Annotated in this window: 11 protein-coding genes and 1 pseudogene; all 12 read left to right on the top strand. The window is 68.2% G+C overall.

The window, feature by feature from the left end:
* Positions 1-132 precede the first annotated feature (132 nt).
* The 12 genes and pseudogenes from eccB (at position 133) to eccA (ending at position 16940) form a co-directional block, all read left to right on the top strand.
* Positions 133-1632, top strand: coding sequence for a type VII secretion protein EccB (eccB, locus tag RCP37_RS00310; RefSeq protein WP_308485095.1), 1500 nt, complete (start codon positions 133-135; stop codon positions 1630-1632).
* A 4-nt stretch (positions 1633-1636) separates the two neighbouring features.
* Positions 1637-5785 (top strand): type VII secretion protein EccCa, encoded by a 4149-nt coding sequence (gene eccCa, locus RCP37_RS00305; protein WP_308485094.1) that lies wholly within the window; start codon positions 1637-1639, stop codon positions 5783-5785.
* Between the two features lie 99 nt (positions 5786-5884).
* Positions 5885-6190, top strand: coding sequence for a PE domain-containing protein (locus tag RCP37_RS00300; protein ID WP_308487212.1), 306 nt, complete (start codon positions 5885-5887; stop codon positions 6188-6190).
* A 3-nt stretch (positions 6191-6193) separates the two neighbouring features.
* Positions 6194-7378: a PPE family protein gene (locus RCP37_RS00295; RefSeq protein ID WP_308485093.1), complete on the top strand. Its 1185-nt coding sequence runs from the start codon at positions 6194-6196 to the stop codon at positions 7376-7378.
* Between the two features lie 115 nt (positions 7379-7493).
* Positions 7494-7811 carry a WXG100 family type VII secretion target gene (locus RCP37_RS00290; RefSeq protein WP_308485092.1) on the top strand — a complete coding sequence of 106 codons (318 nt, stop codon included), beginning with the start codon at positions 7494-7496 and terminating at the stop codon, positions 7809-7811.
* A 36-nt stretch (positions 7812-7847) separates the two neighbouring features.
* On the top strand, positions 7848-8141 hold the full coding sequence (locus RCP37_RS00285) for a WXG100 family type VII secretion target (protein ID WP_065041726.1): 294 nt from the start codon (positions 7848-7850) through the stop codon (positions 8139-8141).
* 104 nt (positions 8142-8245) lie between these two features.
* Positions 8246-9094 carry an ESX secretion-associated protein EspG gene (locus RCP37_RS00280; protein ID WP_308485091.1) on the top strand — a complete coding sequence of 283 codons (849 nt, stop codon included), beginning with the start codon at positions 8246-8248 and terminating at the stop codon, positions 9092-9094.
* Between the two features lie 94 nt (positions 9095-9188).
* Complete coding sequence (locus RCP37_RS00275) at positions 9189-10205, top strand: MinD/ParA family ATP-binding protein (RefSeq protein WP_308487211.1); 1017 nt, start codon at positions 9189-9191, stop codon at positions 10203-10205.
* Between the two features lie 5 nt (positions 10206-10210).
* A complete protein-coding gene (gene eccD / locus RCP37_RS00270) occupies positions 10211-11809 on the top strand; it encodes a type VII secretion integral membrane protein EccD (RefSeq protein ID WP_308485090.1) in 1599 nt (532 codons plus the stop codon).
* A 38-nt stretch (positions 11810-11847) separates the two neighbouring features.
* A pseudogene (gene mycP / locus RCP37_RS00265) lies at positions 11848-13473 on the top strand (type VII secretion-associated serine protease mycosin).
* Positions 13470-15038 (top strand): type VII secretion protein EccE, encoded by a 1569-nt coding sequence (eccE, locus tag RCP37_RS00260; protein ID WP_308485089.1) that lies wholly within the window; start codon positions 13470-13472, stop codon positions 15036-15038. Before mycP ends, eccE begins: the two are co-directional and overlap by 4 nt.
* 102 nt (positions 15039-15140) lie before the next feature.
* Complete coding sequence (eccA, locus tag RCP37_RS00255; protein ID WP_308487210.1) at positions 15141-16940, top strand: type VII secretion AAA-ATPase EccA; 1800 nt, start codon at positions 15141-15143, stop codon at positions 16938-16940.
* Positions 16941-16956: the final 16 nt, after the last annotated feature.

The following is a 16956-nucleotide window of genomic DNA, read 5'->3' as shown; positions in this document are numbered from 1 at the left end:
ACGCGCGTCGGCCTCATCGCGTCTGCGCAAGTGACTGGTTCCCGCTGGCCAAGGCCAGTAATGTCGTCGCGGTGCGCTCTGTCGCCGCAGGGGGCGGCGCCGCCGAGCGTGCGTCGTTAGGGGTAGCAGAGCATGCCGCTGAGTCTGTCGAACCGGGACCAGAACTCCGGTCACCTGTTCTACAACCGACGACTGCGCGCCGCCACCACCAAATTCTCGGTGCGCATGAAGCACGACGACCGCAAACAAACCGCCGCAATCGTGCTCTCCGTCGTGCTGATCTTCATCGGCATGGGCTGGATGTTGCTGCTGAACGTGCTGCGTCCGGCCGGGATCGTGCGCACATCGTCGATCGTCGGTGACCGCGACTCCGGCGCGATCTACGCGCGCATCGATGGGCGGCTGTATCCGGCGCTGAACATCACCTCGGCGCGGCTGGCGGTCGGAAACGCGCAGGTGCCCACCTGGGTCAAACCCGCCGAGATCGCCAAATACCCGACCGGCCCCATGATCGGCATCCCTGGCGCCCCGACGTCATTGGTCGCCAACACCGGCGCCCCCTCAGCCTGGGCGGTCTGCGACACCGCGGGCTCCCCGCGCCGTGCCGAACCCCCCGTGGTGACCTCGATCGCGGGCCCGTTGAGCACGGCCGGCCGCGCCGCGCCACTAGCCCCGGGCGCAGCGGTGCTGACTCGTTTCCAGGGCGCCACCTACGTCATCTGGGGCGGCAAACGATCCCAGGTGGATCCCGCCGATCGGGCAGTCACGCTCAGCCTCGGCATCGACCCGGGCATCACCGTTCCGGTGGAGATGTCGCGGGCACTGTTCGACGCGCTGCCCAGCACCGAGCCGTTGCGGGTCCCGGTGATCCCCTTGGCCGGCACGCCGTCGCAGTGGGTGCCCGGATCCCAGGTCGGGGCGGTGCTGGAGACCAGGACGGCCGGCGGCGGCTCCCAGTTCTATGTGCTGGTGCCCGACGGGGTCCAGAAGATCACCAGCTTCGTGGCCGACCTGATCCGCAGCGCGAACTCGTTCGGGTCCGTGGCGCCCCTGGTGGTCAGCCCGGACAAGCTGGTCAACATCCCCGAAGTGGGCACGCTGCCCGTCGAGTACTACCCCAACAGCAGGCTCAAGTTCGTCGACACCGCCGCCGACCCGACCACGTGCGTGGGCTGGGAGAAGGCGTCCGGAGACCGGCAGGCGCGGATCACCCTGTACAGCGGGCGCGGGCTGCCGGTGTCGCCGGCGATGGACAACCGGATCGTCCGGTTGGTGCGTGATGACCGCAGCCCCACCTCGGTGGTGGCCAACCAGGTCTTGGTGTTGCCGGGCGCAACCAACTTCGTCACCTCGACCAGTGAACTGCTCGACTCCGATTCCCGCGAAACACTGTTCTGGGTGTCGCCCAACGGTGTCCGGTTCGGCATCGCCGGGGAGAGCGAGACCCTGCGTGGCCTCGGCCTGGATCCCGGCTCGGCACAGCAGGCGCCGTGGCCGCTGCTGCGCACCTTCGCGACCGGCCCGGAACTGTCCCGGCATGCCGCGCTGCTGGCCCGCGACACCGTGGCGTCGGCCGGCGCGGTGCAGCCGGTGGTCCCCAACAATCAGCAGGGCGTCCCGGGAGGGCACTGAGGCGATGTCAAAGCGCGCATTCGTTCCGGTCCGTCTTCAGGTCCCCGAGCCCAAGCCGGTGCGGGTCGCGCCCCGCGCACCGGATGCCCTTCCCGAACGCGAGCCCCGCAACCTGTGGGTGATGATCGGCATGCCCGCGCTGATCGTCGCGCTGATCGGCACCATCGTCATGCTCTACGTGTCCGGGGTGCGCAGCCTGGGTTCGGGCATGTTCCCGATGGTCGGCATGGCAGGCCTGGGCATGTTGATGTTCTCCGGCCGATTCGGGCGGGCCCGCAAGATCAGCTGGGGCGAGCAGGAAAAGAATCGGCGCAGCTATCTGCGCTCCCTCGACGGCGAGCGCGACGAGATCCAGAAAGCGGTCTGCGCCCAACGCAATTCCCAGGAGTTGGTGCACTCCAACCCGCAAGACCTGGGCGCGGTCATCGGCGGGCCGCAGATGTGGGAGCGGCGCCGCTCCGACCCGGACTTCCTCGATGTGCGGGTGGGCGTCGGCGTGCAGCATGCCCCGGACTCAGTGCTGTCGGTGCAGTGGCCGGAGATCCCGATCGACGAGGAGCTGGAGCCGGTCACCGGCCAGGCGTTGCGCGACTTCATCCTCGAACAACGCAAGATCCGCGACATCGCGAAAGTGGTCAACCTGCGCGCCCGCCCGGGCTTCAGCTTCGTCGGCGAGGATCTCGACGGGGTCCGCTCGCTACTGCGATCCGTGCTGAGCGGGCTTGCGGTGTTTCACAATCCGCTGGACGTCAAGTTGATGGTGGTGACCCGCCACCCCGAGCTGTGGTCCTGGATGGTCTGGCTTCCGCACAACCAGCACGACGAGCTGTTCGACGCCTGCGGGTGGCGGCGCCTGGTGTTCACCAGCCCCACTGAACTCGAGGCGACGCTCGGCGCCGACCTGCACATGAAAGGCAAGCGCGGCGCCTGGCGGCCGCCGTCAGCGCCGAGCCCCACCACTATGGGCTCGGCATTGGAAACCGGCACGGACGGACACGATCTGGGGCCGCACTGGGTGATCGTCGACGACAACACCGGCAGCCCCGAGGCCTGGGAGAGCGTCATCGGGCGCGTCGGCAAGGAAGGTATCACGGTGCTGCGGGTCGCCTCCCGGCTCGGCAATGGTGTCGGATTCGCCCGCGATGAGATCTTCGAGGTCATCGGCAATCCTTCACGGCCCATGCTGCGCTCCGGCGGTAAGTTCTTCGCCCACGCCGACCAACTGTCGGTGCCGCGCGCCTACCGCTACGCGCGGGCGATGGCGCGCTGGTCCCCGACGGCCAGTGTCGACGTCGCCGACGCGGGAAGCGGCGCCCTGGAACTGTTGCGCGCGCTGGGGATCGACGACGCGCGCGAGCTCAACGTCGACCGGCTGTGGGCCGATCGGCGCAGTCGCGGCGACGAGCGCTGGGCTGAGATCCCGGTCGGCGCCAAGCCCAACGGCGAACTGCAGAACGTCGTGCTGCGCGCAAAAGACTTCGGCGGCTTCGGTTTCCACTCCGTGGTTATCGGCACCAGCGGCTCGGGCAAATCGGAGTTCTTCCTTTCCCTGGTGTACGGCATCGCGCTGACCCACTCGCCGGAGACCTTCAACGTGATCTTCGTGGACATGAAGTTCGAGTCCGCGGCCCAGGACATCCTCGGCATTCCCCACGTGTCGGCGGCCCTGTCCAACCTCGGTAAGGACGAGCGGCACCTCGCCGAACGGATGCGCCGGGCCATCGACGGTGAGATCGCCCGGCGCTACCGCCTGTTCAACTCCGTCGGTGCGCGCGACGCCAACGACTACGAGGAGATCCGGCTGGCCGGCCGGGACCTGGAGCCGGTGCCGATCCTGCTGGTGGTGATCGACGAATACCTGGAGCTGTTCCAGAACCATCCCAAGTGGATCGACCTGATCATCCACATCGGTCAGGAAGGCCGCGGCGCCAACGTCTTCTTCATGCTCGGCGGGCAGCGCCTGGACCTGTCCTCGTTGCAGAAAGTCAAGTCCAACATCGCCTTCCGGGTCGCGCTGCGCGCCGAGTCCGGTGACGACAGCCGTGAGGTGATCGGCTCGGATGCCGCCTATCACCTGCCCTCGAAAGAGAACGGCTTCGGCCTTTTGAAGGTCGGCCCGCGCGACCTGGACCCGTTCCGCTGTTTCTACCTGTCGGCGCCGTTCGTCGTTCCTAAGCGCAAGTCGTCGACGGGCAAGACCCTCGACATGACCTTGACCAAACCCCGGCTGTACACCTGGCAGTACCAGCCGCTGGACGAGGCGGACGCCCAAGCACTGCAGGACATGTCGGCTACCGACGCCGAGCCCGACGAGTTCCTGCTGCACGCCGACGGGTTCAAGAAGAAGAAGATCGTCGACGTGCTGCGCGAGTCCCTGATCGCCGCGGACCGCCAGGCACCGCACCTGCCGTGGCTGCCCCCGCTGGAGATCTCCGAGTCGGTCGATCAGCTGGTGGCGCGGTACCGGGGCAAGCCGTGGGACATCGACTACGGCCGCAACCCCGGGCTGGTGTGGCCGCTGGCCGTCAAAGACATCCCCGAGGACGCCCAGCAGCTGGTGCACTGCGTCGACGTGTTGCGCAGCAACGTGATGGTGGTCGGCGCCAAGAGCCGCGGCAAGACGACGACGCTGATGACACTGATGTGCTCGGCGGCGCTGATGTATTCCCCGGCACGGCTGACGTTCTTCTGTGTCGGCGGCGCCACCTTGGGCTACGCCGAGACCCTGCCGCATGTGGCCGACATCGTCTCGCCGGCGGACCGCGAGGGGGTGGAGCGCACCGTTGCGACGATGGCCGCCCTGATCAGCGCCCGGCAGGACACCTTCCGCCGCGACAAGATCGACATCAACGAGTTCCGCGAGCGGCGCTTCGGTTCCGGCGGGGACAGCCTCGCGGGCACCGATCCCAACGACCCGTACGGCGATGTGTTCCTGGTCATCGACGACTTCTCCGACCTCTACGCCGCCGACACCATGCTCGGCGACCGCATCATCGCGCTCAGTGGTGTCGGTCCCGAGTACGGCGTGCACCTGATGACCAGCGCTTCCGGCTGGATCCACGGTCAGCGTCAGACGCTGCTGCAGAACTCCGACGTGCGCATCCAGTTGCGGCTGCAGAACCCGGGCGAGAACGAGATGGGCACGGCGTCTCTGGACGCCCGCGATGCCGCCAAGCGCACCGTGAACCGCCCCGGCTTCGGTCTGACCGAGTCGCTGCACGAGATGCTCATCGGGGTGCCAGAACTGGCCGCCTCGGACGCCGAAGACGGCGCCCGGATCGGAACCCGCGAACTGGGGGCGCGAGTCGCCGAGGTCGCGGGCGTGACCAAGCACGCCACGCTCAAGCGGCTGCCGCCCGCGGTGGCACTGTCGGAGATCCTGGCCTACGACGTGGCGCAGCGTCCGCCCGCCCAGACCGCCCCGTCAATCGCGTTCATGATCGGCGAGCAGCACGAACTGCTGCCGGTGCCGCTGATGCTGTCCGAGCATCCCGGGATGATGATTCTGGGGCGGGCCCTATGCGGCAAGAGCGCCACCCTGGCCGCAATCGGCGAAGCGGTGATGGCGCGGTTCAGCCCGCAGGAAGCCCAGATCACCATCATCGACCCCAAGACCGGACCGCTGCGTGACCTGCAGGGCGCCGGCTACGTCAATGCCTACGCCTACGACCAGGACGAGATCGACGAGGTGCTGACCACGCTGGCCCAGCAGGTTCTGCTGCCCCGGCTGCCCGCCAAGGGCCTAAGCCAGGAGGAGCTGCGCGCGCTCAAACCCTGGGAGGGGCCACGCCATTTCGTATTGGTCGACGACGTGATGGATCTGCGTCCGGCGCAGATCCATCCGGCCAAACCCCCGGTGGGCGCGGCGTTGTGGAAGCTGATGGAGCGGGGCCGCCAGATCGGGCTGCACGTGTTCGCCACTAGGAACTCGTCCAACTTCGGCCAGCTCGAGATGGACCCCTGGGTCAAGACGCAACGGGCCGCCAAGGTGCCCACCTTGTTCATGGACAACGACCCGCAGAACAAGGTCAATCGGATGGTGCGGGCACAGGCGTTGCCCGCGGGCCGGGGATTACTGGTCAACGATTCCGAAGTGGAAGGTGTGCTGGTCGGGGTGCCCTCGTCGATGATCCACGATTTCGAGCAGCAATAACCGGTATTTACATCATGAAGTGACGGCGGCCCAATATCGGTTTACGATCGACTCCGACCTGCCAACGTCGGCATATCAGCGATGAGGCATCGGAGGGAAATTATGTTCTCTGTAGAACCGGAAGCAGTCCTGGCGTCATCGGGTGTCGAGGCGGGAATCACCGCTGAAACGGAGGCGGCTGCCGCCGCGGCCAGCCCGGCCCTGCTGGGCGTTCTGCCGATGGGTAACGACCCCGATTCCATCGCGTTCCAGGCCGCCCTGTTGGCATCCGGGTCCGAATACCTGGGCATTGTCGCCGAGCATTCGGCGCAGCGCGGACTTTTCTCCGGAGCGCAGGCCACCGCCTCGGGTGTGTACGGCGCCACCGAGGCACTGCGAGCCGCCACCGTCGCACTCGGCGGCTAATCCGTGGCCGACCCGGGGTGGGCCGCCCGCACACCGGAGACCAACGACATGTTGATCAAATCCGGCGCGGGTGTGATGACCATGCTGACCAACGGGGCGGCATGGACGTCGCTGGGTGTGGCACACCACGCGTCGGGTATCGCCTCGGCGGTCAACACCGCATTGACCTCGATCGGATGGGTCGGTGCCGGTTCGGAGGGATCTGTTCTCAACGCCACCCTGCTGAACGTGGCCCTGCATGGACTGGCGGGCTGGGTGGACGTCAAGGCGCCGATCGTCGCGGCGGCGGTCGAGGCCTACCAACTGGCCTACGGCAGCATGCGTACCACCCAGGAGTGCGAGGAGAACCGGGTCGAGACCGCCACCGACTACGGGATCAATCCGTCGGTACTGGGGGCGTTGACACCCCGCATCACGTCACTCGAGTTCGAGTACTTCGGCATGTTCTGGCCCAATAACGCGGCGGTGGGCGCGTCCTACGGGGCGGTGCTGACCGCGCTCACCTCCAGCCTGACGGTTCCCGCGCCGGTGGCCGGGATGGGCGCGTCGCCCGCGGCGCCGGCGGCCGCGGCCAGCGCCGTCGGCCAAGCGGCATCGCAGGCCGCGGCCGGTGGCGCGATGCGCGCCGCCTACACCGGTACGTCGTCGGCAACCAATGCCGCCGGCCAGGGCGCCAACGCCGCCCAGGGCATGGGCTCACAGATGAGTTCGATGCTGGGCCCGGTCCAGCAGATCGGCTCGACGCTGATGCAGGCGCCGCAGTCCCTGATGCAGATGCCGCAGTCGATGATGAGCCCGATGCAGTCCCTGATGGGCATGTTCATGAACCCGAGCATGCTGGGCGGCGCTCTCAATCCGGCCGGGGCTGGCGGGGTTCCGGCCACGGCCATGCTGGCCAATGCGACGGTCTCACCCGGTGCGGGGGGTTTCGGAGGCGGCGGAGCGGGAGCGCCGATGTCCGCGTTCACCCGACCCGTGAGCGCATTCGAGTCCGGGGGCGGCCGTCCGGTGGGGTTGCGGCCCAGTGGCGCGCTGGGCTCCGTCGAGTCCCAGCGGGTGACGACCACCAGCGGCGGCGGCATGGGCGGCATGCCGATGGCTCACGGCGCCGGTGCAGGAGGAAAAGGTCAGGGCGAGCGGTCATCCGACCGGACCAACACCGTGCGAGTTGTCGACGACCGGGCGTGACCAGGTCGTTTGCTAAGTAAAGGGTGAATCGACACATCCGAGAGGAGCCAATACACTACCGCCAGCTACATCCCGCCGGACCCGGGGGGGTTGTTCTACAACCAAGGAGGAAACGATGGCAGCCATTGTCGTCACGCCCGAACTGATGCGGAACACCGCGTCGAAGTTGTCGCAGCACATCGAACACGCGCAGGCGATCGCCAACCAGTACCTGGCCGACCACGAGAACATCCTGGGCGCTGGGACGTGGGACGGGGGCGGCTCCAAGGCCTCGTATGCCACCGCCGCGCAGATCCACGAAGACGTACAGAAAGTCCTCACCGGCGGCCACCGCCTGACCGAGGGCCTCAACCAGGCCGCTGCCCTGATGGAGTCGCACGAGTCCCACTCCGAGCACGCCTTCCACTCGCTCTTCGGCGGACAGTCCGCCTAACCTCCGACACCCGTACTCGAAAGGACATCGATCCCCATGGCAGACAGTGGCGGTATCACCTACAACCCCGGCCCCGTCTCCGATCACGCCCACAGCGTGGTCAGCAGCGCCGGCACCCTCGACCAGATCCACCAGGACTCCCACCAGCTCACCCAAATGCTGACCGAGTACTTCGCCGGCCACGGTGCCACCGGCTTCTTCGAAGCCCAGGCCCAGATGCTGTCCGGCCTGCAGGGCCTGATCGAGACCATCGGCCAGCACGGTTCCACCATCGGCTCTGTGTTGGAAGGGGCCATTTCGACCGACCAGACGATCCAGTCGCTTTTCTGATCGACCCCGATCGTCACCGAGGTGGGGTGTCCGCGCGACCGGCGCAGACGCCCCATTTCGTGTGTCAGGTCGACTACCGCAACCACAGCTGAGACGAGGGTGACGTGCTGACTACGACGCTCGACGGGCTGTGGGTGCTGCAGGCCGTCACCGGGATCGAGACGCTCTGTCCGGAGCTGGGACTGCGTCCCCTGCTGCCCCGTCTGGACACCGCCGAGCGGGCGTTGCGACACCCGATCGCCGAGGAACTCACCGCGATCGGCGTGCTCGATGACCAGGGCGAAGTGGACTCGATGGTCCGGGAATGGCTGACGGTGATCATGCGGCGCGACATCGCGCTGATGCTGAACCTGCGTTTCCCCGGGCGGCCCTCCGCCGACCCCCAGCACTTGACCCGCGTCTCGATCAGCCGTTTCGCCTCCTGGTGGGTGGTGCTCGAACGCCATGACCAAGAGGTGCGGCTCTATCCCGCCGGCAGCGCCACCGACCAGGCGGCCGCGGGCGATCTGCTGGTCGGCCAGATCGAGCGTTTGTGCGGCGTCACCGAGGCCGCCAAGCTGCGGCCGGTCACCCTCGACACCAAGGAGCTGCTCGAGCGGGTCCGCGACCAGGACAGTCTGCGTCGATACCTGGCCGCACAGCGGCTCGACATCGACCAGCAGCAGATCGTGGCGCTGGCCGCCGACCCGGAGTTATCCGGCCAGGCCAACATCGTCGCGATCCAGCCGGGTGCCGGCCCCGAGGAGCTGGCGCGGATGGCGATCGCGGACACGGCGGTGCTGATCTCGGACACTCCGTCGGGTCGCGTCTGCGTGGAGAACGTCGACAACGGCGGCCGCCGCTACCAGATCGTCTCCCCCGGTACGCGTGCCGACGTCGCCAACGCCATCCTGCGGCTCATCGCTCGGCTCCCAGCCGGTGCGGACTGGCATTCGCATCGGCGCGTTGTATGACAGTGAATTCACATCTTCACCATTACCGTGCATTACCGTCCCCCGTCAGAAACGTTGCAAACACGGAATCAGCAGCCGTGTTAACATCACGCTCGTGACGAGCCCATGGAATAGCCAGAATATGCCTGACGAAGGCTCATCCGGGCGATGGGATCCGGCATCCAGCCACCGCTACCGGGATTCCGTATCGGACTCTATGCGCATTTCCGACCTGGCCACACCGCGGAAGATTCCGCCCGGCTCGGGCTGGCGCAAACTGCTCTATGTCGCGTCGGCGAAAGTTATTAATCCCGGCGAATCTCCGCGTGAACGTCATTACCGTGATTTGCGCAATAGAATTCGTCGGCACATCCGGCGTCAATACGTGATCACGTTGGTGTCCGGAAAAGGCGGCACCGGTGTGACGACTATGACTGCCGCTATCGGCAGCGTGTTCCGGGAATGCCGACCGGAAAATGTGATTGCGATTGATGCGGTTCCGGGCTTCGGGACCCTGTCCGATCGCATCGACGAGCACCCGCCCGGCGACTACTCGGCCGTTCTGAGCGACACCGACGTGCAGGGATATTCCGATATCCGGGAACACCTCGGGCAAAACGCCGTCGGCCTGGATGTCCTGGCCGGCAACCGCACCTCGGATCAGTTGCGCCCGCTCGTCCCTGCCATGTTCAGCGGGGTGTTGTCGCGGCTGCGGCGAACCCACAACGTGATCCTGGTCGATACCTCTTCGGACCTGGAGCACCCGGTCATGAAGCCGGTGTTGGAGAACACCGACACGCTGGTCTTCGTCTCCGGGATCACCGCGGACCAGTCCCGCCCGGTGCTGCGGGCAGTGGACTACCTGGCCTCGCAGGGCTACCACGAGCTGGTGTCACGGTCCACGGTGATCCTCAACCACTCCGCACCGGGTGAGGACAGCGCCGCGGTGGCCTATCTGACCGAACGGTTCAGCAAAACCGGCGCCACCGTGGAGGTCATGCCGCACGATGCCCATCTGGCAAAGGGCGGAATCATCGATGTCCACAACGAGGTGAAGAAGAAGACCCGGCTGCGGTTATTTGAAATAACCGCCGGTCTGGCCGATAAGTTCGTGCCCGACACCGAAAGGTAAGCACGGTGACTTCTCCGACAACAGCTAAAGTCGCGTTCCCGGCACGCTGTGCGGTGAGTCTCGCCTACGACAAACACCTGGTGTCCCAGGTCTTTCCGGCCGGTATTCCGGTGGAGGAATTCTTCGAGGGAATGGTCGAGCTGCTCGACGAGGATCTGCGGCACCATGGTTTCGACGGGGTAGCCCTCCCCCCGGGCAGTTACGAACTGCACAAGGTCAACGGCGTCCGGCTGGACATCACTCGCAGCCTCGACGACCTGGGCGTACAGGACGGCGACACCCTGGTTCTGGTTCCCGCGGTGGGTGGCGACTCGTTCGAGCCGCAGTACGAATCGCTGTCGAGCGCGCTGGCCGCGACGGCCCGCCGACTGGGCGCGCAACCCGAGATCAAGTGCCAGGAGTGCGGGCACAAAGCCGACGAGCAGACCGTGACACGGCTGCTCAACGTCAAGGTCGATCGGATGTTCGCCCCGGTCACCGCGTTGACCGCAGCACACACCGCGATCGGGCTGATGGCCATGGCGGTGGTCGTGCTGTCGACGCTGGCGGTTCGGGCCCGGACGTTCAGCGACAGTTGGCCGCCCGCGGCGGTCCTGGCCGGCCTCGGCGGACTGCTGGCATTGGGTGCCCTGGTGATCCGGCGGAACTGGCCGGCACGCGACGACTTGTTCAGCGGATTCGGCTGGCTGGCCGTGCTCGCGCTGTCCTGCGCCGCATTGTGCGCGGCTCCCGGCGCCTTGGGCGCGCCGCACCTGTTGATCGGGGTGACGGTCCTGGCGTTGGGCGCGATCGGGCTGAGCGTGCTGCTGCGTGCGCAGACCGCCGTGGCCACCGCGATCGTCACCGCCGCGGCGGTCGGCGGGGCGGTGGCGGCGGCACGGATGTGGCATCCGGTGTCGCCGCAGGTAATCGGTATCTGCATGCTGTTGGGCCTGCTGATCCTGTTGCGCATGTCGCCGACGATCGCGCTGTGGGTTGCCCGGGTGCGCCCGCCGTACTTCGGTTCGATCACCGGGCGGGATCTGTTCGCCCGGCGCGCCAACATGCCGATCGACACCGTCTCCCCGGTCAGTCCAGAGGACGGCGAGGACGACGAGGACGATCTGGTCGACATCTCGGCACGCGGTGCCGCGATCGCGGCCTCGGCACGGTTGATCAACGCGGTGCAGGTCGGGATGTGTGTCGCGATCGCCGCGGCGTTGCCGATCGCGGTCGCGATGGTGTTGGAACCCGGCGGCGCCCGGCCCCGTGGTGCGCTGGCGCTGTGCGGTTTGGTGGCGGGCCTGTTCATCACCCAGGGCCGCGGTTTCGCCGGCCGCGTCCAAGCGATCGCCCTGGTGGGCGGGGCGTGCGCGGCCGTACTCACCGGAATCGTCAAGTACGCGCTGGCGAACCCGGGTGACACCGCCGGCGGGTTCTTGTGGCCGGCCGCCGCCATCGCGGTCTTCACCGGGCTCGGGGTGGCCGCCGGCCTACTGGTCCCCGAGACCAAATTCGTGCCCTGGATCCGGCTGGCCGTCGAATGGCTCGAAGTACTGGCGTTCATTGTCGTGGGGGTGCTTGGCGCTTGGCTGGGAGGACTGTTCGTGTGGGTGCGCAACTGAACCCCGTGCGCGCCCGCGGGGCCGCGGTCGCCGCGGTGATGCTGTTGGTGAGTCTGTCGAGCAGCCCTCCGCTGGCGCAGGCCATCGAGCCGCCGTCCGTCGACCCGGCCCTGGTGCCGGCTGACGGGGTGCCCGGGCCGGATCAGCCGATGCGCCGCTCGAACTCCTGCAGTGTGCCGATCACCGTCATCAACCCCGATGTGGCCCAGCTGGCACCGGGATTCGACATGCTGGGGATCGCCGCGGCGTGGCAGTACTCCACCGGCAACGGCGTGCCGGTCGCCGTCATCGACACCGGCGTCACACCGAACCCCCGGTTGCCGGCGATCGCCGGCGGCGACTACATCATGGGCGGCGCGGAAGGCCTGGGCGGGCTGCAGGACTGCGATGCGCACGGCACCATCGCCGCGTCGATCATCGCGGCGGCCCCGCTGGGCGTGCTGCCGATGCCCCGCCCGATGCCGGAAGTTCCGGCGTTCCCCCCGCCGGCCGGTCCACCGCCAAGCATCGGCGAACCACTGCCGCCGGCCGATGTGCCCGGCCCGCCGGCCCCGCCACCCATCCCGGCTCCGGTGACCATCACCCAGGTGGCACCCCCGCCCCCACCGCCGCCACCCCCCACCGCCGGAGGGTGCCGTGGCACCGGCCTCGGGGCCGGCCGATCCGCAGACCGAGGACGAGCCGGCGGTCCCCCGCCCCCGCCCGGCGCCCCCGACGGCGTCGTCGGGGTGGCTCCGCACGCCACCGTCATCTCGATCCGCCAGTCGTCGCGGGCGTTCGAACCGGTCAACCCGCAACGGTTCGGCTACGACGACGAGCGGGTCAAGGCGGGCACGCTGGCCACGCTGGCCAAGGCCGTCGTCCACGCGGCCGACATGGGCGCCAAGGTCATCAACATCTCGGTGACGTCCTGCGTTCAGGTGGCGGCCGGACTCGACCAGCAGGTGCTGGGGGCAGCCCTTTGGTACGCGGCGACCGTCAAGGACGCGGTGATCGTCGCGGCCGCCGGCAATGTCGGCGAAGCCGGCTGCGCCGACAACCCGATGTTCGACCCGCTGAACCCCAGCGACCCGCGGGACTGGAACCAGGTCAAGGTGATCTCGAGCCCGTCGTGGTTCTCCGACTACGTCTTGTCCGTGGGCGGCGTGGACGCCACCGGGGCACCGGTCGACAAGAGCATGGCCGGCCCCTGGGTGGGGGTGGCCGCCCCGGCCACCCACGTGATGGGCCTGTCGCCGCAGGGCGGTGTCCCGGTCAACGCCTACCCGCCGATTCGGGTGGGCGAGAAGAACATGCCGTTCTGGGGCACCAGCTTCTCGGCCGCCTACGTCAGCGGCGTCGCCGCCCTGGTGCGGGCGAAATACCCTCAGCTCACCGCACATCAGGTGATCAACCGGATCATGCAGACCGCACACAATCCGCCCGCCGGCGTCGACAACCGGGTGGGCTACGGATTGGTCGACCCGGTCGCGGCGCTGACATTCAACGTGCCTGCGGGTGACCCGCTGGCACCGGGCTCACAGCAGCGGGTGATCACCCCGGCCCCGCCGCCACCGCCGCCGGACCATCGGGCCCGGACCGTGGCCCTGGCATTCCTCGGCGTGATCGCCGCGACCGTCCTGGCCGCCGCGATCACCGCGCGGATCCGGCGGGCCACCAAGTGAGTCAGGACCGGGTCCGGCTGACCGGGTTCCCGCCGTCGAGCAACCGGCGGCTGCTGTGCGCGACGACGATCGCCCTGTGCGGTCTGGCGGGCTGGGTGCTGGGCGGGCTGATCGGTGTCGCGGTGGCGGCCCTGCTGGCGGTGCTGGTGGTGCTGGTGCCGTGGTGGGGGCAGCCGGCGTGGTCGTGGGCACTGCTGTGGTTGCGACGCCCCGCAAAGGCGCTGCAGGCGGGCTGGAGCGAGCCGATCACGGTGGCCAACAACCGAGCCGGCGGCGGGGTGCGCATCTCCGACGGTGTGGCGGTGGTGGCAGTGCATCTGCTGGGACGGGCGCATGCGGCCACCGTGGCCACCGGATCGGTGAACGTGGAGACCGACAACGTCGTCGACGTCGCCGAGCTGCTGCCGATGCTGCGGCACGCACTCGGGCTGGTGCTGGAGTCCATGAGCGTGATCAGCATCGGAGCCCGCCGGGCCACCACCGGCGACTACCCGCGGGTCTACGACACCGAGATCGGCACCCCGCCCTACGCCGGCCAACGGGAGACCTGGCTGGTGCTGAGACTGCGGGTCATCGACAACACCGCGGCGCTGCGGTGGCGCACCACGCTGGGTGCCACCGCGGTCGCCGTCGCGCAACGGATTGCCGGCCTGCTGCGTTGCGAGGGTCTGCGCACCCGGGTGGCCACCGCCAGCGACCTGGTCGAACTGGATCGGCGCCTCGGGGGTGGTTCGCTGCTGGCCGGCGCCGAGCGCTGGAAGACGCTGCGTACCGAGGGCGGCTGGGTCACGACCTATGCCTACCCGGCCCGCGACATCAGTGCCCAGCTGCTGGCGCAGGCGTGGACTCTGCCGGTCGACGAGGTGATCCAGAACGTCACGGTGTTCCCGGACGGGACGTGTACGGCCACCGTGACCCTGCAGACACCGCAGCCGGCCCCGACTCCCCCGTCGGTGGTGCTGCACCGGCTCAACGGGGAGCAGGCCGCCGCGCTGGAGGCCAACATGTGTGCCCCCCGCCCGAAGCTGCGCGGTCTGCGGCCCGGCCGGTTACCCGCCAGCCTGCCCATCGAGATCGGTCCGTCGGGCGTCCTGATCGGCAAGCTGGCCAACGGCGACCGCCTGATGGTGCCGCTGACCGACTCCGGCGAGTTGAGCCGCGTCTTCATCGCCGCCGAGGACCTGATCGCCAAACGCATCGTCATCCGGGCCGCGGGTGCCGGCGAACGGGTCTGCGTGCACACCCGCGACAAGGCCCGCTGGGCCAGCGTCCGAATGCCCGAGGTGGCCGTGGTCGGCGAATCCCGGCCGACGCCGCGCACCACCGTCAGCGTGGTGGACGGGCCGATAGCGCCGTCGCCGCGGCCGGCCACCGTGATCACCGTGGCACCCCCCGGGACACCGCCGCCACCACCGGACGCCGTCGAGGTCAGTATCGAGCAGATCGACCGGAACGCGGTACGGGTTGCGGCCGCCGGGAAATCGTGGCTGGCTACGGTGGAGTTGTTCCGGGCGGAAAACCGGTACTGCAGCCCGGAGGCGCTGGCCCCGATGTCGTCGCGATGACCCCGCATCGCATCGGTTGCCAGCCACAGACCCTGGACGCGCGACAGAGGACGACAGACATTGAGTGACTTGCTGGCGGCCCGTCGACACTTCGACCGGGCCATGGTGAGCATGGACGGGCGCTACGGCTCCCCCGACGCGTTAGCCGACTTCGTCGCCGCAACCGAGGCCGATCCCTCCATGGCCGACGCCTGGCTGGGCCGTATCGCCTGCGGCGACACCGAGTTGGACACGCTCAAGCGTCTCTACGCCAACAGCGACTGGCTGCACAAGGAGACCACCCGGCTGGGCCGGCACCTGGCCGCCCAGATCCCGCTGGGACCGTACCTGTCGATCACGGTGACCGACGCCTCGCACGTGGGTCTGGCCCTGGCATCGGCCCTGACCGTCGCCGGTGAATACGAGCGTGCCGACGCCCTGCTGGCCGACAAGGCGCTGCTCGACAGTTGGATCAACCACCAGTGGCTTCAGCTCGGCCGCGCCTACCTGATGTTCGTCACCCAGCGGTGGCCGGACCTGCTGACCGTCGCCGCCGAAGAACTCCCCGACCGGGCGATCGTCATGCCCGCGGTCACCGCATCGGTGTGCGCTCTGGCCGGCTATGCGGCCGCGCATCTGGGCCAGGGCCGGGTGGCACTGGACTGGCTGGACCGCGTCGACATCACCGGGCAGACGCGTTCCTCGGAGCGATTCCCGGCAGGGGTGCTCACCGCGTCGCTCAACCCCAGCGAGATCCCTTTGCTGGCTGCGGATCTGGCCTATCTGCGCGGCATGGTGCACCGCCAGCTCGGCGAGGAGGACAAGGCGCAGGTCTGGTTGTCCAAGGCGGCCATCAACGGTGTGCTGACCGAACCGGCCAAGGCCGCGCTGGCCGAACCGAAGCTGCGCCTGGTGGTCACCGAGGAACAGATCATCGACAGTCGCACCGACCGGTGGGATGCCGGTTCGGCGAAGAGCCGCGCGGAACTCGACGAGCACAACGCGCTGGACCGCCGCGCGGAGCTCTTGGAGCAGGGCCGCGCCGAGCTGGAGAAGCAGGTCGGCCTGGCCGAGGTCAAACGCGCGGTCAAGGCATTGGAGGACCAGCTCGAGATCCGGGCCATGCGACTCGAACACGGCCTGCCCGTAGAAGGCCAGACCAACCACATGCTGCTGGTCGGCCCGCCCGGCACCGGCAAAACCACCACCGCCGAGGCGTTGGGCAAGATCTACGCCGGCATGGGCATTGTGCGCAACCCGGAGATCACCGAGGTTCGCCGTTCGGACTTCTGCGGCGAGCACATCGGATCGTCCGGGCCCAAGACGAATGAGCTGATCGAAAAGGCTTTGGGTGGAATCCTTTTCATGGATGAGTTCTATTCGCTGGTGGAACGTCACCAGGACGGGACTCCGGACATGATCGGCATGGAGGCCGTCAACCAGCTGCTGATCGCGCTGGAGAAACACCGCTTCGACTTCTGCTTCCTGGCCGCCGGCTACGAAGACCAGGTCGACGAATTCCTGACCGTCAACCCGGGTCTGGCCAGCCGGTTCAACCGCAAGATTCGGTTCGAGTCGTACACCCCCGAAGAGATCGTCGAGATCGGTGAGCGTTACGGGTCCAGTCGCGCCACCGTACTGAATCCCGAAGCACGCCAGCGGTTCTTGGCGATGGTGACCACCATCCGCGGCTACGTCAGCCCGCGCGGTGACCATGGCATCAATGTCATGCACAACGGCCGGTTCGCCCGCAACGTGATCGAGGAGGCCGAACTGGCCCGCGACACTCGGGTGGCAGCCCAGAAACGTGCCGGACAGCCGGTGACGATCGACGACCTCAAGACCATCACCGCCGTCGACATCGACTCCGCGGTGCGCGCCGTGTGCGACACCAAACGCGAGATGGCCGCCCTGAACTGGTAGGACTGCGGGCCCGCTG

The organism is Mycolicibacter sp. MU0102, assembly GCF_963378105.1.
Classification (GTDB): Bacteria; Actinomycetota; Actinomycetes; order Mycobacteriales; family Mycobacteriaceae; genus Mycobacterium; species Mycobacterium holstebronense.
The sequence above is the reverse complement of the archived record's forward strand: the minus strand, read 5'-3'. Positions and strand labels throughout refer to the sequence as shown.